At 64.4% G+C, this 22,771-nt stretch carries 22 protein-coding genes; 11 read left to right on the forward strand and 11 right to left on the reverse strand.

What is annotated here, in order from left to right; translation table 11 throughout:
* The first annotated feature begins 65 nt into the window (after positions 1-65).
* From ABCW42_RS11125 to ABCW42_RS11135, 3 genes are all read left to right on the forward strand, one after another.
* Positions 66-833, forward strand: a complete 768-nt coding sequence (locus ABCW42_RS11125) for a TnsA-like heteromeric transposase endonuclease subunit (protein ID WP_423181311.1) — start codon at positions 66-68, stop codon at positions 831-833.
* Positions 830-2,866, forward strand: a complete 2,037-nt coding sequence (locus ABCW42_RS11130) for a Mu transposase C-terminal domain-containing protein (RefSeq protein WP_423181312.1) — start codon at positions 830-832, stop codon at positions 2,864-2,866. The genes ABCW42_RS11125 and ABCW42_RS11130 overlap by 4 nt, the downstream gene beginning before the upstream one ends.
* 158 nt (positions 2,867-3,024) lie before the next feature.
* Positions 3,025-3,912: a TniB family NTP-binding protein gene (locus ABCW42_RS11135; RefSeq protein WP_423181313.1), complete on the forward strand. Its 888-nt coding sequence runs from the start codon at positions 3,025-3,027 to the stop codon at positions 3,910-3,912.
* On the opposite strand, the gene ABCW42_RS11140 is transcribed toward ABCW42_RS11135, so the two are convergent.
* The gene (locus ABCW42_RS11140; protein WP_423181314.1) at positions 3,831-4,349 is read right to left on the reverse strand and encodes a hypothetical protein; all 519 of its coding nucleotides are present in this window, start codon (positions 4,347-4,349) and stop codon (positions 3,831-3,833) included. The two genes, ABCW42_RS11135 and ABCW42_RS11140, sit on opposite strands and share 82 nt — an antisense overlap.
* 59 nt (positions 4,350-4,408) lie before the next feature.
* The gene (locus ABCW42_RS11145) at positions 4,409-4,999 is read right to left on the reverse strand and encodes a TetR/AcrR family transcriptional regulator (protein ID WP_423181315.1); all 591 of its coding nucleotides are present in this window, start codon (positions 4,997-4,999) and stop codon (positions 4,409-4,411) included.
* Between the two features lie 90 nt (positions 5,000-5,089).
* Between ABCW42_RS11145 and ABCW42_RS11150 the strand changes: the two genes are divergently transcribed.
* Positions 5,090-5,926 (forward strand): oxidoreductase, encoded by an 837-nt coding sequence (locus ABCW42_RS11150; protein ID WP_423181316.1) that lies wholly within the window; start codon positions 5,090-5,092, stop codon positions 5,924-5,926.
* Positions 5,927-6,445: 519 nt separating this feature from the next.
* On the opposite strand, the gene ABCW42_RS11155 is transcribed toward ABCW42_RS11150, so the two are convergent.
* The gene (locus ABCW42_RS11155) at positions 6,446-7,093 is read right to left on the reverse strand and encodes an MBL fold metallo-hydrolase (protein ID WP_423181317.1); all 648 of its coding nucleotides are present in this window, start codon (positions 7,091-7,093) and stop codon (positions 6,446-6,448) included.
* A 592-nt stretch (positions 7,094-7,685) separates the two neighbouring features.
* On the opposite strand from ABCW42_RS11155, the gene ABCW42_RS11160 reads away from it, so the two are divergent.
* Positions 7,686-8,768, forward strand: a complete 1,083-nt coding sequence (locus ABCW42_RS11160; protein WP_423181318.1) for a hypothetical protein — start codon at positions 7,686-7,688, stop codon at positions 8,766-8,768.
* A gap of 8 nt (positions 8,769-8,776) precedes the next feature.
* On the opposite strand, the gene ABCW42_RS11165 is transcribed toward ABCW42_RS11160, so the two are convergent.
* Genes ABCW42_RS11165 through ABCW42_RS11175 form a run of 3 tightly spaced genes read right to left on the reverse strand, consistent with a single transcriptional unit; the run spans position 8,777 to position 13,478 of the window.
* Entirely contained in the window at positions 8,777-9,748 is a 972-nt protein-coding gene (locus ABCW42_RS11165) for an NAD-dependent epimerase/dehydratase family protein (protein WP_423181319.1), read from the reverse strand.
* Entirely contained in the window at positions 9,745-12,432 is a 2,688-nt protein-coding gene (locus tag ABCW42_RS11170; protein ID WP_423181320.1) for an alpha/beta fold hydrolase, read from the reverse strand. Before ABCW42_RS11170 ends, ABCW42_RS11165 begins: the two co-directional genes overlap by 4 nt.
* Positions 12,426-13,478: a 3-oxoacyl-ACP synthase III gene (locus ABCW42_RS11175; protein ID WP_423181321.1), complete on the reverse strand. Its 1,053-nt coding sequence runs from the start codon at positions 13,476-13,478 to the stop codon at positions 12,426-12,428. The genes ABCW42_RS11170 and ABCW42_RS11175 overlap by 7 nt, the downstream gene beginning before the upstream one ends.
* 261 nt (positions 13,479-13,739) lie before the next feature.
* Between ABCW42_RS11175 and ABCW42_RS11180 the strand changes: the two genes are divergently transcribed.
* Genes ABCW42_RS11180 through ABCW42_RS11190 form a run of 3 tightly spaced genes read left to right on the forward strand, consistent with a single transcriptional unit; the run spans position 13,740 to position 16,862 of the window.
* Positions 13,740-14,726, forward strand: a complete 987-nt coding sequence (locus tag ABCW42_RS11180; RefSeq protein ID WP_423181322.1) for an ATP-binding cassette domain-containing protein — start codon at positions 13,740-13,742, stop codon at positions 14,724-14,726.
* Positions 14,723-16,345: an ABC transporter permease gene (locus ABCW42_RS11185; RefSeq protein ID WP_423181323.1), complete on the forward strand. Its 1,623-nt coding sequence runs from the start codon at positions 14,723-14,725 to the stop codon at positions 16,343-16,345. Before ABCW42_RS11180 ends, ABCW42_RS11185 begins: the two co-directional genes overlap by 4 nt.
* Before the next feature lie 46 nt (positions 16,346-16,391).
* Positions 16,392-16,862 carry a GbsR/MarR family transcriptional regulator gene (locus ABCW42_RS11190; protein ID WP_423181324.1) on the forward strand — a complete coding sequence of 157 codons (471 nt, stop codon included), beginning with the start codon at positions 16,392-16,394 and terminating at the stop codon, positions 16,860-16,862.
* A 1-nt stretch (position 16,863) separates the two neighbouring features.
* Here the strand turns inward: ABCW42_RS11190 and ABCW42_RS11195 are convergent, their stop codons facing one another.
* Complete coding sequence (locus ABCW42_RS11195; protein ID WP_423181325.1) at positions 16,864-17,496, reverse strand: LysE family translocator; 633 nt, start codon at positions 17,494-17,496, stop codon at positions 16,864-16,866.
* A 111-nt stretch (positions 17,497-17,607) separates the two neighbouring features.
* On the opposite strand from ABCW42_RS11195, the gene ABCW42_RS11200 reads away from it, so the two are divergent.
* Positions 17,608-19,140 (forward strand): LCP family protein, encoded by a 1,533-nt coding sequence (locus ABCW42_RS11200; protein ID WP_423181326.1) that lies wholly within the window; start codon positions 17,608-17,610, stop codon positions 19,138-19,140.
* Positions 19,141-19,269: 129 nt separating this feature from the next.
* Here the strand turns inward: ABCW42_RS11200 and ABCW42_RS11205 are convergent, their stop codons facing one another.
* The 3 genes from ABCW42_RS11205 to ABCW42_RS11215 form a co-directional block, all read right to left on the reverse strand.
* Complete coding sequence (locus tag ABCW42_RS11205; RefSeq protein ID WP_423181327.1) at positions 19,270-19,689, reverse strand: VOC family protein; 420 nt, start codon at positions 19,687-19,689, stop codon at positions 19,270-19,272.
* Between the two features lie 108 nt (positions 19,690-19,797).
* The gene (locus tag ABCW42_RS11210) at positions 19,798-20,271 is read right to left on the reverse strand and encodes a VOC family protein (RefSeq protein WP_423181328.1); all 474 of its coding nucleotides are present in this window, start codon (positions 20,269-20,271) and stop codon (positions 19,798-19,800) included.
* Positions 20,272-20,374: 103 nt separating this feature from the next.
* Positions 20,375-20,746, reverse strand: a complete 372-nt coding sequence (locus ABCW42_RS11215) for a VOC family protein (RefSeq protein ID WP_423181329.1) — start codon at positions 20,744-20,746, stop codon at positions 20,375-20,377.
* A 143-nt stretch (positions 20,747-20,889) separates the two neighbouring features.
* Here ABCW42_RS11215 and ABCW42_RS11220 point away from each other — a divergent pair, with 143 nt between their 5' ends.
* Complete coding sequence (locus tag ABCW42_RS11220; protein WP_423181330.1) at positions 20,890-21,288, forward strand: DUF3054 domain-containing protein; 399 nt, start codon at positions 20,890-20,892, stop codon at positions 21,286-21,288.
* A 59-nt stretch (positions 21,289-21,347) separates the two neighbouring features.
* Entirely contained in the window at positions 21,348-21,629 is a 282-nt protein-coding gene (locus tag ABCW42_RS11225) for an Lrp/AsnC family transcriptional regulator (protein WP_423181331.1), read from the forward strand.
* A gap of 34 nt (positions 21,630-21,663) precedes the next feature.
* Here ABCW42_RS11225 and trpD read toward each other — a convergent pair whose 3' ends face one another.
* Positions 21,664-22,722 (reverse strand): anthranilate phosphoribosyltransferase, encoded by a 1,059-nt coding sequence (gene trpD / locus ABCW42_RS11230; protein ID WP_423181332.1) that lies wholly within the window; start codon positions 22,720-22,722, stop codon positions 21,664-21,666.
* Between the last annotated feature and the right edge of the window lie 49 nt (positions 22,723-22,771).

Consider the following 22,771-nt stretch of genomic DNA (forward strand, 5'->3'; position numbering starts at 1 on the left):
GCGATTATGCCTGTTGTCTCATCTAACGTGTCAGTGCGGGTGTAGGTGGACTGAGGTCATTGCCGGTGAACGCGACCGGTTCGGTGCGCGTGCTGGGCCGTTTCGAAGCGGGCATGCTCGACGCTGCGTTGTCGGACGACGTTGCTTCGGAGCGGTTCGAGTCGGCGCTGCCGGTGCGTTCGTTCTTCGCCTGGCCGGGCAAACGCAACTACGAGGGCTCGTGGTGGTCCAGCACCGTCCGTGCACACGTGGGTTTCGAAAGCCTTCTCGAACGGGAGTTCCTGATGTCCGCCGACTACGACAAGGACGTCGTCGGGATTTCCTCGCAGCCCTTCGCACTGCTCTGGCCGAAAGGCACTGAGGGCGCGCGTGGGCATGTCCCGGACTTCTTCCTCCGCCTCGCCGACGGCACCGGACGGGTCGTGGCCGTGCGCCACCCGGATCGGCTCGCGTCCGCCCAGCGGCAATCCAACCTGACTCGCGAGGCATGCGAGCAGGTCGGCTGGGAGTACGAGGTGTTTACGGGGCTCAGTGAACCCCTCGCGTCGAATATCCGCTGGCTTGCCGGCTACCGGCAGGACCGTTTCGCTCCCCCGGCCTCGGCGATCCCAGCGATCGTGGAGGCATTCTCGCCGGCAACATCGCTCGCCGCCGGGGCACGCCGGGCTGCCCGCCTGCTCAAACTGGATTTCTCAATGGCACAGGCGTACGCAATGAACCTCGTATTCACGGGATCGCTCGACGCCGATCTGCGTCGGCCACTCTCCCTGGACGCGACAGTGTCCCCAGTGCAAGAGTTCGCGCAAGGCACGGAACTGGAGGCAGTCTCGTGAAATCCGTGCGGCTGTTCGACTTCCTTCAGTTCGACGGCGCCTCGTGGCAGGTCGTCGCGCAGGACGGGGGGGAGCTCGCTTTGAAGAATCTCGCCACGGACCGGATACGGCGCGTGAGCGTGGCCGAGCTTCTCTCCGACGAGTCATACCTTCCAGACTCCCCCGAGCGGCTGCCGTCCCTGGACACCGCCGCCGTGCTGGAAACCCTGGACGCCGATGCGCGCGAGCAGGTCGAGTTCCTTCACCGCCATGTCCATGAGGTCCTCAATGGGACACCGCCGAATGCCGCACCCGGAAGCGCACCGAAACCCGGCTACGATCTGGCCAACCATCTCGGTGCCCGCATCGCGGCGAAGCTGGACGAACTGGCCACAGCGGGGGTGGTAATGACCGAGCGGACGATGTTTAGGCACATCGCCGCCTATCGGGACAAGGGCATTGCCGGGCTTGCCGACGGACGCACTCGTCGCCCGATGGGCACCGGTGCCCGCACCGACCCGCGGATCATCGCACTGCTCGAAGCCGAGATCGCACGGCAGGCCGAGGCCTCAACCGGCACCAGATCACGTGCGGAGGCCCGTGTCCGGGCCGCGGCCGCCCGGGAAGGTATTCCGGTGCCGTCCCGCGCGACGCTCTACCGGCTCATGGCCCAGATCGAAGGGGCCAGGCACCCGTTCGGCAACGCCACGACCCGCAGGACACAGGCCAACCGGCCCGATCGATCGTGGGGACGCCAAGCTCCTTCCCGCCCCGGGGAGTTGGTGGAGATCGACTCCACTCCCCTGGACCTGATGGTCATCTGCCCAGACGGAACCGCCAGCAGGGCCGACCTGACCGTTGCCCTCGACATCGCCACACGCACGCCGCTCGCGGCAATCCTGCGGCCGGTCTCCACGAAAGCGGTCGACGCCGCGGTGTTGCTGGCCCGTGCCATGACGCCGTTGCCGATGCAGCCCGGGTGGGACGCGTCGCTGGCCTACTCGCGCTCCGTGCTGCCCCAAGGAATGCTCCCCGGAGACGAAGAGGTCCGCTCGAGCATCGCCGCCAAGCCGGTCATCGTGCCCGAGTCGATCACGGTGGACCGCGGCAAGGTCTTCGTCGGGTCGACTTTTACCGCCGCCTGCGAACGGCTGCAGATCAGCATGACCAAGGCTGCCCCGCGCACCCCGACGGACAAGCCCCACATAGAACGGTTCTTCGCCGGCGTCAACACAGGGTTCACCCAGTATCTGGCCGGCTATGCCGGCCCGAACGTGGTCCGGCGGGGCACGGACCCAGCAGCCGAGGCGAGGTTCACCCTCGCCGAAGTGCAGAACCTCCTCGATTGGTGGCTCTTGGCCGTGTGGCAGAACCGCCCGCACCCAGGACTGCGGCACCCCGCCATGCCGAAGAAGGACCTCACCCCGAACGAGGCCTTCGCCGCCTTGGCCAGCGTCGCCCCCCAGGTCCCGGTCGCCCTCACCCGGGACGACTACATCGCCCTTCTGCCTGTCGAGTGGCGCTCGATCCAGGCCTACGGAATCAACTTCCACGGGCTGCACTACGACGCCCCTGCCCTGCACGAGTACCGGGGTGTGTCTTCCCGGCTCCCCGCCCCCGCGAACGGGCGATGGGAGATCCGCTACGACCCCTACCGAATCCAGTCCATCCATGTCCGAGACCACCACAAGGGCGTCTGGATCGAAGCCGAATGGACCCTTGCCCGGCACCTTGTGGGCCCGTTCTCACTCGACGTCCTCACCGCCGCGAAAAAGGCTATCGGCCGGCGGGACGAGAACATCCCCGGCAAGGACCTGCTCGCAGAAGTCAACCGCATCATGACCGCCCCGGCAGGACGTGCCGAGACACAAGCCGCCCGACGCGCCAACTCCGCGCCCGCAGCGGTGCCGGACACTGCGCCGCCTGCGCACCTCGCCCCAGTGCCCGAAACACCCAAGCCCGAGGCCTCACCCCAGCACGCTGACGCAGTGGCGCTGGCTGCGGGTCCGCGTCCGCGTCGTCATGCCCGCCGTATCGATCTTCTGGAGGACTGAACCATCGCGACCCCCGACTCCCTGACCGCCTGGCGCCAGTTCGTCAACCACGCCCCGATCGAGCCGGAGCGGCTCTCCCGCAAGGAGCTCAAAGCACTCTCCCCGAGGAGAAGGACGCCTACGACCGGGAACGCTTCGGCTGGCTGGCGGCCGACACCGTGCTGGAGACCACGGACACGCATGCGCTTACCCGGCAGACCAGGATCATCCTCGCGCGCAACGCGGCCACCACCGCCACGGCTCGGCGAGGGCTCGCCGTTTCCGGGGCAGCCGGGATGGGCAAGTCCACCGCCGCGCTGCTGATCGGCAAGCGCCATGAGAAAGCCGAGCGCAGGCGCCTTGATCGTATCGATGACGTCTCCTTCGCCCCGGTGGTCTATGCCGTGGTCCCGCCAGCGACCACACCCAGGATGCTCATGCAGGCCTTCGCGAACTGGCTCGGCCTCCCGGTGCCCCAGCGGTCAACCGCGCAGTTGGTCACCGAGCACGTCGTGGGTGTGCTGCGCACCTTGGGGACATCGCTGGTGATCGTGGACGAAGTTCACAACCTGACGACGAACCGGCAGGCCGGCGCCGAGGCGGCCAGCGCCCTCAAGCAGTTCGCCGACCGGCTGGATGCGACCTTCCTTTACGCCGGGATCGACCTGCCCACCACGGACCTGTTCGCCGGGGACATGGGGAGGCAGATCAAGGCCAGGATGATCATGCATCAGATGCGCCCCTACGGGAACGGATCCAAGACAGACCGTGAGGCCTGGACCGAGCTTGTCCTGGGGGTCGAGGACCTCCTCCCGCTTGCCGAGCACGATCCCGAGTCCCTCGCCGGGGAAGCCGCTTACCTGTGGGACCGCACCGGCGGGAGCATCGGCGGCCTCCGCGCCCTCCTGTCGGACGCGGCCATCGGAGCGATCATCGACGGCACCGAGAAGATCGACCGTCGCCGCCTCCAGGCCACGGCTACTGACTACGCCGCCGAAGAACACCACCTCACGCGTGCGGCCATGTCCTCCGGCAGCGGCAAGCGCGGGCTGAAGCGGGCCCAGTGACGATCCAGCCGCTCCCCGTCCCCACCAGGATCTTCGGCGGCGAGGGCTTGATCAGCTACGCCTCCCGCCACGCAGCACGCAACGGCACCACCGTCGAGGAGATCGAACGCCCCCTCCACGAGACCAAGGCCATACCCAAGCCCAGCCACCGCCGGACCCGGGAACGACTGCAGGCCTGGCGTGACCTCGGCGCCCTCCACGAGAGCGCCTTCGCAACGACTGAGTTCAACAAGGCCCGGCACGTCCAGGATGCCGATATGGGTCCGGAGAAACGTGCCTTTACTCTCGAGGAGCTGCAGGCCTTCTTCGACCTGGCCGACCTTGAAGTCGAACGGATCATAAACTCCGGACGCAAGGGCGCTCTTGCCGCGTGGCGTGACGCCGTCGCCTTCAAGACCGGTTACGGTTGGGGGCTTCGGCGCGACGAACTCCGTCACCTCGGCCTCGTCGATTTCTCCCGCAACGTCAAGGCTCCATACTCACCCACCGGCGTAACTCACCTTTGCCCAACTTGTTCGAGATCAATCCGGGCGGCGTCGGCAGTAAGGCATGGCAGGACCAGCGCGGCCCACCGCTCACGGACCGGCTCTTCCTGGTCCAAAGGCGCACCTGAGATCAGGATGTAGATATCGGCAACGGTGAGGTCCTGCCGGATCTGCCCGGCTGCGATTCCCATGGCGATGAGTTCAGACATCGCCGCCGCGGCACGGGACTCGTCGACGCCGGGAGCAGCACCCAAGGCGGGAGCTGCGGATTTCGCGGCCTCATTGATCGCGGAGATCCGGACGACTTCGCGCAGGAACTCAACGATGACAGTCACCGGTGAGGCGCCGCGCCGGGCGCGATCCAGGGCGCCTTCAGCCTCGGTCGTGATCTGCTCGATGTATTCCGCGAGCACGGCGCCCACCAGGTCGGTCTTCGTCGGAAAGTGCCGGTAGAGTGTTCCGACCGCCACGCCGGCAGCCGCAGCGATGACCTCCATTCCTACGTCCGGGCCTTGGGCGGCGATTTCCGCCCGGGCGGCGTCGAGGATCTTTGCACGGTTGCGTATCGCGTCGGCGCGCATCGGGCGCTGTTGGGTGGTCACGAAAAATTCTCCTGCCGGAACTTGCGCGAAAGTGAATGTCGGTTCATCATTTAAGTGAACCAAGATTCATATTACTAGAGGGGCACAAACATGACCGCCAAAACCGCACTCGTCACCGGCGCGTCCTCCGGGATCGGGGAAGCGACGGCCAGGAAGCTGCGGGCCCTCGGCTTCATCGTCTACGGGGCCGCACGACGCACTGATCGGCTGAAGGGCCTTGCCGCGGAGGGAGTCCGTCCCCTGGCGATGGATGTCACCGATGATGCATCCATGCAAACCGGCATCGACCGGATCGTCGCCGAGACCGGCAGGATCGACGTCCTGGTCAACAACGCCGGTTATGGCTCCTACGGTGCGCTCGAGGACGTCGACATCGACGAGGGTCGCCGCCAGTTCGAGGTCAATGTCTTCGGCGCGATGCGGCTCGCCCAACTGGCCCTGCCGCATATGCGTACCCAGGGTTCAGGCACGATCGTGAACATCACGTCGATGGGCGGGAAGATCCATACTCCGCTGGGCGGCTGGTACCACGGCACGAAGTTCGCACTTGAGGCACTCAGCGACTGCCTGCGCCTCGAGGTGAGGCCGTTCGGGATCGATGTCGTGATCATCGAGCCCGGCGGCATAGCGACCGAGTGGGGCGGAATCGCCGCGGACCTCGTTCAGGAGACCTCCGGGAAGGGCGCCTACGCTTCGCAGGCAGAGGCCGTTGCAAAGTCGCTGCGGTCGGAAGCGAACAGCAACCGTAACTCCCCGCCGTCGGTCATCGCCGACGCGATCGGGAAGGCCGTAACCGCGTCGAAGCCGAAGACGCGCTACGCGGTAGGGTTTGGTGCGCAGCGACTCATCGCCGCGCGCGGGCTGCTCAGCGACCGTCAGTTCGACGCGCTCATTAGCCGCGCGGTGGGCATGCCGCGCAACCAGTGAGCATTTTCATTAGTTCGCTGGGGGCTTGTCCATTCACGACCCCGTCACTTGCCCCCTACTGCGTCTGGATCGCTGACGGCGTCTTTGGTTTCACCGACCAGTTCCGCATCCAAGCCGGCCCCGAGGTTACCGCCGCCGGGCGCCACCACAAGACCCCATCACCGCCACGCACGCCCCGCAAGCCGCAAAGCCCATCGTCGAGGCCCTGCTCTACCCTTACTCATCAACGTCACGGTTCTGGGCCCCGATCGCCCCTTCACGCAGCCAAAGACTCTTCCTCGAATGGATCAGTGTTGAAGCCGCCGACGATAGCTTCGACCCGTGCGGCACTGGCTGCACGCCGACTGGCACCCGGGAATCCGCGTATTGGACGCGATCCGTCGATTTACCGCTCGATGATTAACCTGAGCTGTGAAGAGCCACGGCGCGCGTACGCGCATCCCTGTTTCCACAGAAGGCCCCGCCGGGGGTTCGCCAAAGGGAACCTCCCGCCGACGGCCTGAAAATTCCTTCCTCGAATCATCTGGAGGTCCATTTTCCGCCGACGAGGCGCCCGGCACGCAACTCGGGAAAATGACAACCCACACCAGTGTCGCCGGACGCATCCTTCTCCCGAAGGATGCGTTCACGCGTCGAGCGGGCCAGCACGGGGTCAAAGTCGCTCAGCACCGCCCAATCGACCTCGGTCACCTGTTCTGCACAGTACAGGGTGTCCCCAAGAATGAGGGCCCGTTCGGGGCCGTCGTGCACGGCGTACACGGAGTGACCCGGGGTGTGTCCTGGGGCTGCGATGCGAGTGACGCCTGGTGCGATTTGTCCATCTTCGGTCAACAGCGTGACACGGCCACGTTCTGCGAGGAGTCTCAGTCCCTCACGAACAGGCTTTTCGGGAGCCAACTCGGCATCGTCCCGTTCCATGAAGTACGCCCAGTCGTCGGCCCCCATCAGAACCTGGGCATTGGGAAAGACGATCTCGCCGTTCACATCCACAATCCCACCCACGTGGTCCATGTGAAGATGCGTCAGCGCGAGCAGGTCTATGTCGGCCGGCTCGAACCCGTACGCCTGGAGCTGGCGAATCAAATTCCCTCCGACCAGCAGCCCGTATCCGTGCAAGTCGTTCGGCCCGACGCCGGAATCAATCAGCGTGGTGGTTTGCCCAGGCACGAGAAACGCCCCGACTGGAAGGCGCGCTGGCCCAATATGGGCGTGGAGGGCCTCTGCACCTGCTTGCGGATGTGAGAACGCACACACCCGCTTATCCAGTTATTTAGTTGACACTTCAACTAATATTTGGAGCCTCCTGGCAGGTGGCTGTCCTGTCTCAGTTTTGTTGGCCAGCTCGCAACTTACCTGGCCATCTACGGTTTTCCGGGGTTGTCTCAGTTAATATGGCCACCATGGATGCTGTCAGCCGCTGAGGTCGCCGCCTTCGAACATGACGGACGAGACCCTGTGTCGGCGCATGGAGGGGCGGATGGCACATGCGCAGCTTTCTGGCGTTCTTGCATCGCTCGGGCCTGAGCGGGCCCTTCCAGCGCCGGCATTCGTCTCGCGGCCGGGCGAGCGAAACTCCGATTCCATACGGAATGGCCAACTAAATTGCGACGGTTGCCACCCCGTCCGTCTCAATTTATCTGGCCAAACCACAGGTCAGCATGGCCAAGTAAATTGAGAACGGACAGTGCATCACGTTGGATGAGACGGGACAGTAAGACCGCCTCTCCCCGCGCAGGGCGGCTGGATCTAGTGTGGTGCTATGGACGCCACAGCAGCACACGCTTTTGCGGTTCCGCCGGCATCGGTTCATCGTCCCACCACGGCCGTTGAAGACGTCATCACGCTCGTTGCCGGCGTCTGGCTCCTGACGGGAACGTATGTAGACGGCTGGGCTCACAACAACCTTCCCGATCTGGAGACCTTCTTCACTCCGTGGCACGCGATCCTTTACTCGGGCTTTGCCGTCAACGCGCTCTGGATTGCTTCCTTGACCTGGCGCAGGCATAGCCCCGGCATGCGGTGGATCGAAGCTGTTCCCGCCGGGTACGGAGCCGCGGCCGCCGGGGTCATCCTCTTCCTCGTCTCCGGCGCGGGCGACTTCGCCTGGCATTCGGTGTTCGGCATCGAGCATGGAATCAAGGCGCTGTTCAGCCCGTCCCATTTGGGGCTGGCCACAGGCGGCTTCCTCATCCTCGGCGCCCCGTTCACCGCCGCATGGCACTCCCCTGCACGATCATCGCCACAACGGCTACCCGCCGTCGTGAGCGCCATGCTTTCCGGCATGGTTGCGGCATTCATTCTTCAAGAGTTCGCGGTGTTCGCCCGCCACGGACTCATCCAGACCTACGCTGCGGTCCCCGGGACACCACCTGCGGTGACGAGTCCGACGTCTTCGGGCATCATCATCTCCTTGGCATCGTTCTTCGTGTCCACGGCCACGTTATTCATGCCCGTCCTCCTGTTGTCACTTCGTTGGCGCCTGCACCCCGTCGTGCCCGCAGCGATGACGCTGCTCCCCTCTGTTGCCCTGCAGATCATGGTTGCATTGCGCGACGCATGGCTTGTGCCGGCGGCCCTGGCCGGTGCATTCCTCGTTGCCGTCCTATGGGCGGTCGTCCGCCCCGCCCCGGACCGTCCAGCGCGGTTGATGATCGCAACAGGCCTGTGCCCCGTCGTGTTCTGGGCCCCGTACTTCGCCGGGGTCGCCATCCATGACGGAACATTGAGCTTCTCCCCCGAAATCTGGGGCGGCACGCTCACATGGACCGCCCTCGAAATGCTGGCCCTCAGCGCCCTCACACTCAAAATGAGGACAGCAGGAAGCATGATGGCGCGCCTGTAACTGAACCCTCACCGCGACGAGTAATACTCCGCCAGCTTCGCAAGTCCTTCATCAAGGGACACAGCCGGAGCCCAGTCAAGAAGCTCACGGGTTTCGCGCTGGTCAAACCAGTGTGCGGTGGAGAGTTGCTCGGCGAGGAACCTGGTCATAGGCGGCTCTTCCTTGCGCCCTGCCCAGGTCCAAAGCCTCTCCACCACTGCGCCGGCTGACCGTGCCACAACGCCCGGCACGGCCCAAGACGGCGCCTGGACTCCCCCGGCGGCGCAAATGCCCGCCAGCAACTCACCGACCGGGCGCGGCTCGCCGTTACTTACAACGACGGCCCTCCCATGGACATGGTCCATGCGATGCAGCGCGGCGACGATAGCCGAGGCGGCGTTGTCCACATAGGTGGTGTCGATCAGGGCCGCACCGGCGTCGAGCAGCGGCAGTCGGCCACGGCTGGCCCGGGCCAGGACCCGTTCCACGAGCTGGGTGTCCCCCGGGCCCCAGACGACATGCGGCCGTACCGCTGCAACCCGGAAGCCCGGAGCGTCCGCTGCCAACGCCAACAGTTCAGCTTCGGCCTTGGTGCGGGAATAGTCGCCGTGCGCGTGCTTAGGGTCGGCCGGCTCCGCGCCCAGTCCGGCGATTGCGGCGCCCGAGTTAGCCACAGACGGAGAGGAAACAAATACCACGTCGCGTACGCCGGCCGCACGGGCCCAATGAAGCAGGCGACGGGTTCCTTCGACGTTTACCTCATCAAACTCAGCCGCTCGGCCCGTGAATGAAACCTTCGCGGCCAAGTGGATGATTGCTTCTGCGCGGTGAACTGCGAGCCTGACCGCTTCATCGTCGGTGACGGAGCCGCGCAAGTCCTTAGCGCCGTCGACCCCTGATGGCCGGCGCTGGAACGTCGTCACGGCATGGCCCTGCCGCACCAGTAGCCGGGCCACTTCGCTGCCGAGCAACCCGCTGGCGCCGGTGACGAGGACCCTCATGGCTTCCCCGGACGGCCGCCGGCGAGCACCCGCGTCGCCCAACGTGACAGCCGGGCCCTGTCGATTTTGGCGTTATGGCGGATATCAGTGGGTTGCGTGGGAACAACAAGAACGGCGGAAACATCGACGCCGGCCTTCCGCGCTGCCTCGCGGACCCGCCCGGCGAGCTCCGGCGCAGCGGGTCCGGCTTTGCGTGCGGGAGGAACGGTCTCGACGACGGCGACCACGGCTTGCGTCCCTGCCGGACCGACCCCGGCGATGGCAGCCATCCGAACGCCGTCCAGTCTTTCGATGGCCTGTTCGGCGCCAACAGGCGTCACCACACCGCCCGGTGCCGTCACCACATGCGCAAGGCGTCCCTCCACCCAGAGTCGCCCGGCGGCGTCGAAATGCCCGACGTCACCGGTACGGTGCCAGCTAGGAATATCGGCGCTTGCCTCCTGGGTGAGCCAGAGCCTGTCGTAAGCTTCTTTGACGTGTGCGGCGTTGACCACGATTTCGCCGGTCACTCCCGCCTCCGTCACCAGGCGCGAGCTTGGCGCCGTACCGTCCTCCTTCAGCGGGACGACGGCGATGCGCGCCCCATGCACAGGTGTCCCCACGCACACGCCATTGCCCGCTCCCCTCACGGTGCCGGCAGTCCTGTCAGCATCGGCGGCCTGAATTTGTTCAAGGCCGATGTCGGTGACGGGCAGCGCTTCAGTCATCCCGTACGGTGTGTGCAGCGAAGCCCGCGGCAGTAGCCTTTGCGCCTCCGCCAGGAGCGGTTCCGGGACGGGCGCTCCCGCAGACAACAGCAACTCGACGCGAGCCAAGGCCTTTTGCCCGGCCCCGTTCAGGCCATCCCGGGTCGCAAGGACGTTCCGCAAAGCCGCTGGCGAAGCAAAAACAACCGTGGCGTCGATGGCCGCGGCAGCGTCCGCCAGCGCTCGGGCGGTCAAAGTGCGGGGCGCAGTGACGTCCATGGCCGGCGTCACCGAAACCGCCCCAAGCGCCGGGCCCAATAAGGCGAATGGAGCGAAACCGGCCACAAGCCTGGCACCCGGACGGATCCCGAACGTTTCGGCCACGGTATCCCGCATTGCGGATAGCTGCTGGTGGGTATAGACCACGCCTTTGGCCGGTCCGGTCGAGCCGGACGTAAAAAGTACCGCGGCTGGCAGTGCTGGGTCCGAAACATGCGTTGTCGTCTCCGAACCGCGTCCGGAACCTTGCCGGGCGAGTGCTGCGAGGGACGTCTCGACGCGCAAGGCCCGACGGCGGGCGGGCGGGAGGTCCCGTACGCTGATCCGGCGTCCCGGCCAGCCGAGTACCGACGCCGCGGCCAGTGCTTTGTCGATCCCGATGATGAAATCAGGGGTAGCACCTTTCACGGCGCGGCTCAGGCCCCTGGTTCCCAGTCCGGCGTCGGCCACTACCACCACCGCGCCGAGCCGCAGGCAGGCGTAAAGTGCGACAGTCAGGTCCACTCCAGGCGGAACCATGAGACTTACCCGGCTACCGCTCTCCACGCCGGTTTCCCGCAATCCCGCGGCGAGGTCCAGGACATTCCTCTCCAGCTGCTGCCAGCTCAGTGAACGGGATACTGTGCCGTCCGGGGCCATTTCCGCGACGGCGGTGTCCCCTCCGGCCGACCCGCTGGACTGCTCGGTGAGGAGGTCCCAAAGCGGCCTGAATCCCGCCAGTTCGGACGCGTCCCGCTGCTTCCCGTCGTCATTGATTGTGGTTTCCGTGTTCGGCGGATCGCCGTCACCGGCATTTCCGTCGGCTAGCCACTGGAAAACCGGTGTGGCGATATCGCGGTCTTCGGCCACGAGATGCCCGGCGCCTTCGAAGCGGTGCACTTTCGCATGCGGGAGTCGGCCGATGAGGTCCTTGAGGTACCGGTCTGAAAAGATGGGGTCCCGGGGTCCCCAGAGCATCAGTGCCGGGACCTTCAACCCGCGTAACCCTTCCGCTACGCCGCCGAGAGCGGCGTAGCTGGGATGGGAAGCGTCGACGGGAATATCAGCGACAAAGTTCCCCACCCCTGCCCGACGCCGGGCTCCGCGGTACGGCGCCATGTACGCCTTTCGGACGTCCGGGGACAGCGTGGGTTTCGCAAGCGAGTGGGTCACCCGCAGAAAGGCGTCCGACGTCGTGGTTCCCCACCCGTGCACCGCTGGGTGCAGGGCCAGCCGCAGGGCGGGCGGAATTTCCGAATTGGACGGCTGGTGGACGGCTGTGTTGGTCAGCACCACGCCGGCGAGCTGGTCCTGGTGCGCCAAGGCCCAGCCCAGGCTGATTACCCCGCCCCAGTCGTGGCCTACTGTCACCACGGGCCCCTCGAGGCCCAATTCGTCGGTGAGGTCACCCAGGTCGTTGATCCTGTCCGTCAGGCGACGGAACGTCCCGGTGCGCTCCGAGTAGCCCATGTCCAATTGGTCCACGGCAATAACGCGCCACGGATGTGCGGCGTCCGATCCGGCGGCCAGCAGTGTCCGCCACAGATACGACCAGGTCGGGTTTCCATGTACGCAAAGCAGGGTTCCCTTGGAAACAAGGCCACGGCGGGCGAGCTGCGCACCGTTATCCAACAGGTGCCAGTGCCGATTTGTACCGGGCGCGTCGACTGCGGATGTGGACCTCACCTCGATTGTCCGGGACCATTCCGGATCGACGCCTGGCCAATTGGTGCCTACCAAACGATTTCCACCATGCCCGTGTTCAGCCCGGAACCAACGCCCATGCACAAGATCCGGTCGCCGGCGGTGAGTGATTGCGCCTCGGATGCAAGTGTCATGGGAAGCGAAGCGGGGCCAACGTTGCCCCAGTGCGGGAAGGTTATCGGAACTTTGTCCGGATCCAGATCAATGGCCTGAATGATCGCCTGCGTGTAGGCATTGCTGACCTGATGGGTGACATAGCGGTCCATCGTGGCCCAGTCCCATTCCGGCTGGGCTTCATGCCAGGCCTCGACAACGAGCTGCAGACCGCCGTCGAGCAGGCCTTTCGTGTCCGTGGCCATGCCGTCGATCCCACCGACGCATAATTCGTGATGTTCGGTACCGGCGCGCATTACTCCCCCGACAAGCCTGTGCGCTCCGGGGTGCTCATCAGATGGGCCGAGGACGGCGGCCGCAGCCCCGGATCCGAGCGTGAGTGTGGCAAACTCCCGATTGAAGTCTTCCCTCGTTGTCTCGGGCCTCTGCAAACGTGCCAAGGTGGCTTCCTGGGTGCCCTGGGAGTCCTCGCCATTAACGATGACGGCGTACCTGATCTGGCCCGAGTCGATCATGTTGGCCGCCAGAATCAAGCCGTTCACGAAGCCGAGGCAGGCGTTCGCCAAGTCGAAGTTCATGGCCGACGACGGCAGGCCGAGTTCGTGGTGTATCTTCACCGCGACCGACGGTTCAAGGTTGCGGCGCGTGACCGAGGTGTTGATCAACAGCCCGACTTCAGACGCTTCGACGCCGGCTTCCGCCAGGGCCTTCGCACCAGCCTCGACGGCGGCGTCATCGAACGATGTCCCCGCCGCCCACCACCGGCGCTGCGTTATTCCGGCAACTCGCTCAAGCAGGCGCGGCGGGAACTTCAGCCGCTGCAGGGTCGATGCCAACCTGCGATCGAAATCCGTGGAACTCACAATCCTCGGAGCCTCGACACTGCTAACCGAGAGCAGCGCGGTGTTCCTATGCCGGAAGGATGCATTCCCTGCCAATTCAAGCCCCTGTTCGTTTCCGTCCTGCATTCATGCGGTGACTTTACCCATAAGTGCAAGCTCACAAACTTAAACTATGCATGTGCAAGCCCGGATACCCGTAATTACGGTTGCCCTTCGGCGCCGCGGTGATGGCGAACTTGGGATTCGCTGCCCGCTTGGTCCATGCGGTCAACGTTAGGACCCGACGTAACGTGGCGTGCAAGCTCCCGAAAACGGGACCTTTCCAAGGGCATTAAGAATTCGTTAAGAACATTCACAATTTTGTGAATCGAGCGTAGCGTGCGAACCATGAACACAGTGATTGAGGCCCGTGGCCTTGAGAAACGTTTCGGCCGGATCCGCGCGCTGGACGGCCTTGACCTCGCAGTCAACGCAGGAGAGGTGCATGGTTTCCTCGGCCCGAACGGCGCCGGCAAATCAACCACCATCCGCGTGTTGCTTGGTCTTGCCCGGCCGAGCGGTGGCAGCGCGACCGTCTTCGGCCAGGATCCCTGGAATGACGCCACCACTCTTCACCAGCGCATCGCCTATGTCCCCGGCGATGTCAGCCTGTGGCCCAACCTCTCAGGTGGCGAAGCGATCGATCTGCTCAGCAGGCTTCGCGGCGGCACTGACAACAAAGCCGCGTACGCTGCGCGGAAGGCACGGCTGATCGAAGCCTTCCAGCTTGATCCATCCAAGAAGGGCCGTTCATATTCGAAAGGCAACCGCCAAAAGGTGGCGCTGGTAGCGGCATTTGCGTCCCCGGCGGACGCCTACATCCTCGACGAACCCACGAGCGGGCTGGACCCGCTCATGGAGGGCGTCTTCAACCAGGAGATCCGCCGTGCAGCGTCGGAAGGCGGCACGGTTCTCCTCTCCAGCCACATCCTTTCCGAAGTCGAACAACTCTGCGACCGCGTGAGCATTATCCGCGCCGGCAAGACAGTCGAGTCCGGAACGCTGGCGGAATTGCGGCACCTGACGCGAACGGAAGTGTCGTTCGCCCGTAACGGACTGACCGAAGCGGAGCTTGCCAGCATACCCACAATCCATGACCTGGCAGTGGTCAACGGACGGGCACATTTCACAGTGGACAGCGATAACGTCTCGCCGGTTCTGCGGGCACTCACGGATCTCGACGTCAAAGGACTCAGGGTGGCACCGCCGTCGCTCGAGGAACTGTTCCTGAGGCACTATGGCGACGAAATACACCCTGCCGAAGCATCGTCCGCTGAGCTTCCGGGCCGCAGGGCCCGACGGCGGGCGGCAAGTAAGGTGGCGGGCTCACGATGAGCACTGTGGTCACCCTGTTCCGGCAACGGTTGCGCCGCGACCGCTTGCAGATGACTATTTGGATAGCCGGTATCGGGCTCCTTGTCGGGTTCTCGGTCTCAGCTGTGAAACAGAGCTACGGTGACGCGGCGGGCCGGCAAAACATCCTGGAACTTGCCGTCGCCAATCCCAGCATCCTCATGCTCCGCGGCACCCCCGAGGGCAGCGGACTTGACCAATTCATCTTCTTTGACATCTTTACTTTCATCGCAGTGCTGGTAGGCCTGATGAGCACCTTCCTGGCCGTCCGGCACTCGAGGGCCGAGGAAGAATCAGGACGCGCCGAGCTCCTCGCCGCGACTCCCGCAGGTCGTACCCTGCCCACGGTCGTCACCGTCGTCTATGGTGCAGCTGCCAATCTCGTGGTGGGCCTCGTTGTCGCATTTGCCTTTATCGCAGGCGGCCTGGATGACGCGGGGTCCTTCGTCGCGGGCTCGGCGACGGCCGCCGTCGGACTTTCCTTCCTCGCCGTCGGACTCTTCGCCGCCCAGCTCATGCGCACGTCCCGCGGCGCAAACGGAGTAGCCGCGGCCGCCGTAATGGCCGCCTACGCGGTTCGCGGCATTGGCGACGCATTGGGTACGCCGTCGGCCGACCACCTCCACACGACCGTGGCGTGGTGGAGTTGGATTTCCCCGATCGGCTGGGCCCAACAAACCCTGGCCTACGACAAGAACACCCTCACGCCGTTGCTCTTGAGCCTGGCCTTCGCTGCCGTCCTGCTCGTACTCGTCTTCAGCCTTCAAGCCCAGCGTGACAGCGGCGCAAGCTTGCTCGCAGGGCGCCCCGGACGAATGGAGGCCCGCGGATCCTTGTCGAGCTCAACAAGCCTCGCTTGGCGGCTTCAGTGGCCGACCGTTGTGGGCTGGTGTGCCGGCAGCGCCTTCGCGGGCATCTTGACCGGCACCTTGGCGCACGCAGTCGCCGGCGCTGCAGACGCTGACCCGAACATGGCAAAGATCATGTCGAGCCTCATCCCTGGCGGAAAAGGCTCCCTCGTGCAACTGTGCATCTCCGCCATTTTTGTGATGGTAGGAATATTAGCGGCGGCGTGCGCAACCCAGGTGATCATCCGAATGCGCCAAGAGGAGGTGGCAGGAACCGCCGAACAAGTGCTGGCAACGCCGGTATCCCGGAACCGCTGGCTGACGGGATACCTTGTGGTCGGCACAGCGTCGATCATCCTCGTGCTTCTCAGCGGCGCGATAACGTCCAGTGTGAGCGCGCTCGCGGTCGGCGACACGTCGGCACGCATTGGAGATTCCTTTGCCGCGGCAGCGGCGCAGTTGCCGGCAGCACTGGTGTACCTCACGGCCCTGGCCTTGGTGTTCGTCGCGTTGCCGGGCTGGACCATTGGCTTAAGCTGGACCCTGCTTGGCCTCGGGACGGTATTTGGCCTGTTCGGCGGGCTGGTGGGAATGCCTGATTGGCTACGGAATTTGTCTCCGTTCACCCACTCCCCTGTTCCCGTCGGCACCTCCACCGATTGGAGCGGCGGGATATGGATGCTGTGCATCGCAGTGGCAGTCGGCGCCGTGGCGGTAGCGTCAATGCGTCGGCGCGAACTGAACTCCGCTTAGCCCCCGTGACGTGAATTGGAACCTACGGGAGAGATAAGAGCACAAGATGGCACGGGACGAACGAACGATTCGCGAGGCGGCCGAGCAATCGGCCGCCATCCTTAACGCGGCAGGCATGCCGAAGATGCCTGCGCGGGTCCTCATGGCCCTCACCGTCGCTGAAGACGGCGGCCTCACGGCGCTTGAGCTGGGCGAAGTGCTCGGGGTGAGTGCGGCCGCGATCTCCGGCGCCGTCCGATACCTGCAATCGATCGCGATTGTTCGAAGGGTTGCCCAGCCCGGGAGCCGAAGGGACCGCTACGAAGTCCCGCCCAACGCTTGGCAGGCAGCGTTCGCACACGAACGCCCGATTTATCGGGCCTTGGCTGACCTCGCAGACACCGCCACGGCCGCAATCGGCAACCAGGACTCCACGGCATTTGGGAGGCTGGACGAGATGGCGGCTTTCTACAGGTTCCTGGACGCACGGATGCCCCAAATCATGACGGAATGGGAACAGCAGAGGAACCGCAGGTGACCTAGCTGTTCGCCGAGATGGCGGTCCCAAGGCCAAGCGCTGCAAGGATCCCGGCGGAGGTGCGTTCCATTGCCTTGGTGACGGACGGCTTTTTCAGCCAGAGAACCGCCTTGGTGGCCACGAGGGACAAGACTCCGAGATAGATCATCGAAACGGCGAAGTCTATGACCCCGAGCAGCATAGTCAAGCCAAAGGACGCATCCCCCGTCGGCAGGAATTGGGGAACGATGGCAAGGAAAAACAGCCCAACCTTCGGGTTGAGCATGCATGAGAGCAAACCCGCCAGGAAGCTTGAGCGAATTGAGGAGTTCTTCACGGCGCGCTCGCCGTCCAACCGCCCGTGCTGTATACGTCGGCTATTGATAAATGCGGTGACGCCGAGGTAGACCAAGTACAAGCCACCCACGATTTTCACTATCCGGTACGCCTCGGCGGATTGTTCCAGCAAAGTCGCCAAGCCGACGCCCACAAGCGCCGCCCAGAAGATGCTGCCGAGGGACGAACCAAACGCGGCAGCCAGGCCGGACCGGGCATTCGAAAGGCTGTACCTCAAGACCAGGAACGAGTCGGGCCCGGGGGTGAGTGCCAAAATTGCGCACAGCCCGATGAATGCCGCCAGCGAGGGGAAAGTCATTGTCCTATTCAATCACCGTAAGTGTGCTATAGGATTCGACGTTCGGCCCTTTCCCAGACCCCACGGCTACAATGGGGCCGTCCGTTGTTCCCCCTGGAGAGGTAGTCCCTTTTGGTAACTCCCCATGATGCACCCAACCCGGATCCGAGCCAGACAGGACCCGTCGGCTATCCAGGTCAGGGCAAATTGGCCGTCCGCAGCCGCCGGCGATTCAGCTTCCGCAATGCGCCACGCTGGTTCAAGATCACCAGCGCCGTAGTTGCCGTACTGCTGGTGGCAGTAGTCGCTTTCGGCGGGTATTGGGTGTGGCGGCTCCAGTCGAACATCTCAAAATCCGCTTTGGGAGCCGGAGGAATCAGGACGGAAGGTCCGGTCGACGACAGTAAGGACCGGCTCCAGATCCTCGTCCTGGGCACCGACACGAGAAGCGGCAAGAACGGGCAATTCGGTACCGTGGACCAATCGTCCGGTTACGGTCAATCCGACGTCATGATGCTAGTGGACATCTCGGCGGACAATAACCACGTAAACGTCATCAGCTTTCCGCGGGACCTCCTGGTTGATGTTCCGGCTTGCACTGACAGCAAGACCGGCCAGCACTATCCCGAACGGCAAAATGCCATGATCAACAGCGCGATGGCTGAGGCCGGAATCGGCTGCGCCGTCGACACCGTGAACAAGCTGACAGGCCTGGAAGTCGACCACTTCATGATGGCCGACTTCAACGCCGTAACGGAACTCTCGAAGGCAGTCGGAGGCGTGGACGTTTGCGTCAGCTCCGCTGTGGACGACCCCGAATCAGGACTGCATTTGCCCAAGGGCACTTCGCAGGTCGAAGGAGACCAGGCCCTTGCCTTCCTTCGGACCCGGCACGCGTTCACGGACGGCGGTGACCTTGGACGAATCAAAGCCCAGCAGTCGTTCCTCGGCTCCTTGGTGCGGAAGCTCAAGTCCGAGGGGACGCTGAGCGACCCGCAGAAAATGCTGGGCATTGCAGATACGGTGACGAAGAACCTCACCGTCGACGACGGGATCGCTTCCGTTCCCGCCCTGCTGACCATCGCTGGCAGGCTCAAGAACATCGACCCCGCCAAGGTCAACTTCATCACCGTGCCGAATGTGCCGGCAGCGTCCGACCCCAACCGCCTCGACCTCGACGAACCGGCGGCAAGCAACTTCTTCGCTGCGTTGAAGCAGAGCGCCGATCTTAGCCAGCCGGCCCCGAGCGCGGCACCATCAGCGGCCCCCACCGCCACCGGGACTCCGGCAGCTCCCTACAGCAAGGCCTTGCAGCCGGTCACGGTAGCCAATGGAACAGGCGTGAGCGGGAGGAGCCAGGAGATCGGAACGCTCCTCTCAAACGCCGGTTTCACCAAGCTGTCCCGGATCCAGGCTGAAACACGGGCGCAGACCATGGTCTACTACGGTGCCGGGTTTGCCGATGTCGCCGCGGATGTCGCTGCGATGTTCGGGCTGCCGGCGTCGAGCGTTCAGCAGGTCGACGCTGTGCAGGGTGTCCAGCTCTATGCGGGGCAGGACTTCGCCACAGGCGACAAGCCGACACTCCCCGCTGCCAAGCCCAGCGACGTCGTCAATCAAACCGCGCAGGACCAGACCTGCCAGGCAACCAACCCGCTCGGCTAACTTTTCGATTCAGCCGAATAAGGGGCGCCCCCAGTTCCGCGCTGCGGACCTGGGGGCGCCTTTGTTGGTTCCAGTCCCCGACGGGGACGATCCCGACGGCGGTTCCTTCACCGCCGTCGGGCTACTTGCCTATTCGGAACGCTCTCCGGACACATTGACAAGCCAGGCAATGCCGAACTTGTCCGTCAGCATTCCAAAAACGTCACCCCACGGCGCCTTCTCCATCGGGACAGTCACAGTTCCGCCGTCGGCGAGTCCGTCCCAGTACCCGCGGAGTTCGGTCTCGTCTTCGCCGCTCAGCGAGATCGAAATGTTGTTCCCTGGGTTGTACTCCATGCTGTTCGGGGTGTCCGCGGCCATGAGGACCATTCCATTGCCGATGGTGAGGGCCGAGTGCATGATCTTGTCGCCTTCGGCAGGGTCTTCGCTCGCATGGAATTCAGCAAAAGTGCTTTGCGTCAGCTCTCCGCCGAAAACGGATTTGTAGAACGCCATGGCGTCCTTGGCGTTGTCGCGGAAGCTGATGTACGGGTTGAGGTTCGTGGGCATTGCATTTCTCCTCAGGGTTGTGGCAGCCGGATGAGCTGCCTTGTGGTCATGCTAACAGCGCCCGATGGACGCAGCCACGGGCGATGCATCCTTGCGTCCTCTTGGTTTTCAGGCGCCGTCGTAGGCGCTCTGGAGGGCGGCTATGTCCAGCTTCTTCATCTGCAGCATCGCGGCCATGGCGCGTTGCGCGCCGTCGGGATCCGGGCCCGAAAGAAGCTCCGGGAAGATCTTCGGCACGATCTGCCAGGACAGTCCGAACTTGTCCTTGAGCCAACCGCATTGGCTTTCCTCGCCGCCGTCGGTCAGCGCATCCCAGTAGCGGTCCACTTCTTCCTGGGTATCGCAATTGACCACGAGCGAGACGGCTTCGGTGAACTTGAACATCGGGCCGCCATTGAGGGCCAGGAACTCCCTGCCCTCTATCTCGAACTCAACGGTCACTACTTGTCCGACCGGTCCGGGACCGGCATCGCCGCTCCGCAGGACCTTTCCGATCGAAGAACCAGGGAACAGCGTTGTGTAGAACTCCGCGGCTTCCCCGGCCTGGGAATCGAACCACAGGCACGTAGTGATTTTCTGCATAATGAATGTCCTTCCATCCCGCCTGACCGGTCTCCAGTCTCCGGCTTCGGTCTGAACGCTAGTCGGGGTCCACCGCGGACACAATGCCCGCAGCGGCGTCTGCTCAGCCCCGTTGGTAGCGGGTCACGAGGCCCAGGGTGTTGCCTTCACTGTCTTCGATGAACGCCATCCATTCGTCGGTTCCGGCCGGTCCCAAACTGTTGTCGGAATGCCGGTGGACCAATTGGGCGTCCTGGAGGATCCGGGTACCCCGGGTCCGGAATTCATCGAGCAAAGACCGTACATCAGCCACGTCCAAGTAAATCAACGCGGTCGGCGCGCCACGGTCCAGCAGGAGCCGGGTACCGTCCAGGTCGAAGAACAGGAGTCCGGGCGGATCGAACCTGCCGCTCGGCTCGGCGTCGAGCAACCGGGAGTAGAAGTCCGACGCGCGATCCAGGTCGACCGCTCTCTGGGCAACTTGGATCAACTTCACGTCGGCCTCCGTATCGCAGTTCCGGATTCAAGGCTTGCAGGTGCGCCACGGGGGCACAAGGGCTTTGCAGGGCCGGTTCCGGCTTCGGTTCCAACCAATGCCCGGTTCGAACTCGACCGGCCCGGCGGGATAATGTCGATTCCATGCCTGCTGCCAAAACCGCTGTTTCGCGCTCCGCCCTTTTCGCCGCCGTGGCCGACGCCGTCCTCATCCTGATCTTTGCCGCCATCGGCCGTGATGCGCACCAGCGACCGGAAGTCATCGCCGGCGTTTTCGCCACAGCGTGGCCCTTCCTTGCCGGCGCTGCTGTCGCATGGCTGGTGGTGCGCGTGTGGCGTGCGCCGTTCTCCCTGTGGCCAGCCGGGGTCGCTGTATGGATTGGAACCGTCGCGGTCGGGATGATCCTCCGGGCGCTCACGGGGCAGGTCGTTGTCATTGCGTTCATCATCGTGGCGTTGATCAGCCTTGCGATCCTGCTCCTGGGATACCGCGCCGTGATTGCCCTCGCGGTGCGGTTCCGTGCCCGGACGCCCCGGACCTAAGGGCCCGTGGATGCACTAGGCTTGCAACGTCCGCTGCCGCACTCCGGAAAGGCCTCCCAGTGATCACCGCTTTTGTCCTGATCAAGACCGACGCTTCGCGCATCCCTGAAACGGCCGAGGAGATTTCCGCCATCAAGGGCATCAGCGAGGTCTACTCGGTGACGGGTGAATGGGACCTCATCGCCGTGGCCAGGGTGGCAAAGCACGAAGAATTGGCGGACGTCATTGCGGACCGGCTCTCCAAGGTGCCCGCCGTGGTCCACACAACCACCCACATTGCCTTCCGTGCCTACTCGCAGCACGATCTCGACGCCGCGTTTTCCCTGGGTTTCGAGCAGTAGTCCTCCCCGCGCTGCGTGATTGCCAGCGCAGCGATCAGCTTTGGCTGAGCGCCACCCATGTTTCCAGCACGCGGTGAGCGGCGCCGGAATCGATGGATTCAGCCGCGCGCCGCAGCGCCGACTCCATGCGTTCCAAGAAGGGACCCTCGGCAGCGATGTCGAAGGCAACCAGGCCGGCAGCGGCGTTGAGCAGCACGGCGTCGCGGACCGCGCCCGGCTTGCCGCCGAGAATTTCGCGTACGACGGCGGCATTCGCCTTTGCGTCCCCACCGCGGAGGTCCGCTACGGTCGCCGGGGCGATTCCAAGATCCGATGGCGAGAATGACAGCTGCTCCACCTGACCGCTCCTGATTTCCCAGACTGTCGACGGCCCTGTGGTGGTCAGCTCGTCCAGTCCGTCTTCCCCGCGGAATACCAAACCGCGGCTGCCGCGGCGAGCCAGGACCCCGGCAATCAGTGGTGCGATCGTGGCGTTGGCCACGCCCACGGCCGACGCCTGTACATGTGCGGGATTGGTCATGGGACCAAGGAAGTTGAACGCCGTCGGGATTCCCAATTCCGCCCGCACCACCCCGGTGTGGCGGAACGACGGGTGGAACACCTGAGCGAAGCAGAAAGTGATTCCCGCCTCCTCGGCATTGCGGGCAACGCGGTCGATCGGCAGGTCGAGCCTGACGCCCAACGCCTCAAGCACATCGGCGGAACCCGACGACGACGTCGCCGCCCGGTTGCCATGCTTCACCACGCGCGCACCCGCGCCGGCCGCCACCAAGGCCGCCATCGTGGAGATGTTGACAGTGTTCAGCTGATCGCCGCCGGTGCCCACGATGTCCAGCTTCTCGCCCGGGATGTTCACCGGGTTGGCATTGGACAGCATGGCCTCGACGAGGCCGGTCACTTCTTCGACAGTCTCCCCTTTGGCCCTGAGGGCCACGAGGAAACCGGCAATCTGGGACGGGGCGGCTTCTCCGGACATGATGGTGTTCATTGCCCATGCCGTGTTCTGGACGGAGAGGTCCTGGCCCTTGAGCATCGCGGAAATAAGTCCTGGCCACGAGTTGCTTGCCTGCTGTGCAGTTGCCTGTGAAGTCACGACTTGATGCTAGCGATCCACACCGCTCCGTGACCAATGCGAAGCAGTC

This window comes from Arthrobacter sp. NyZ413 (genome assembly GCF_049390645.1).
Taxonomy (GTDB): Bacteria; Actinomycetota; Actinomycetes; order Actinomycetales; family Micrococcaceae; genus Arthrobacter.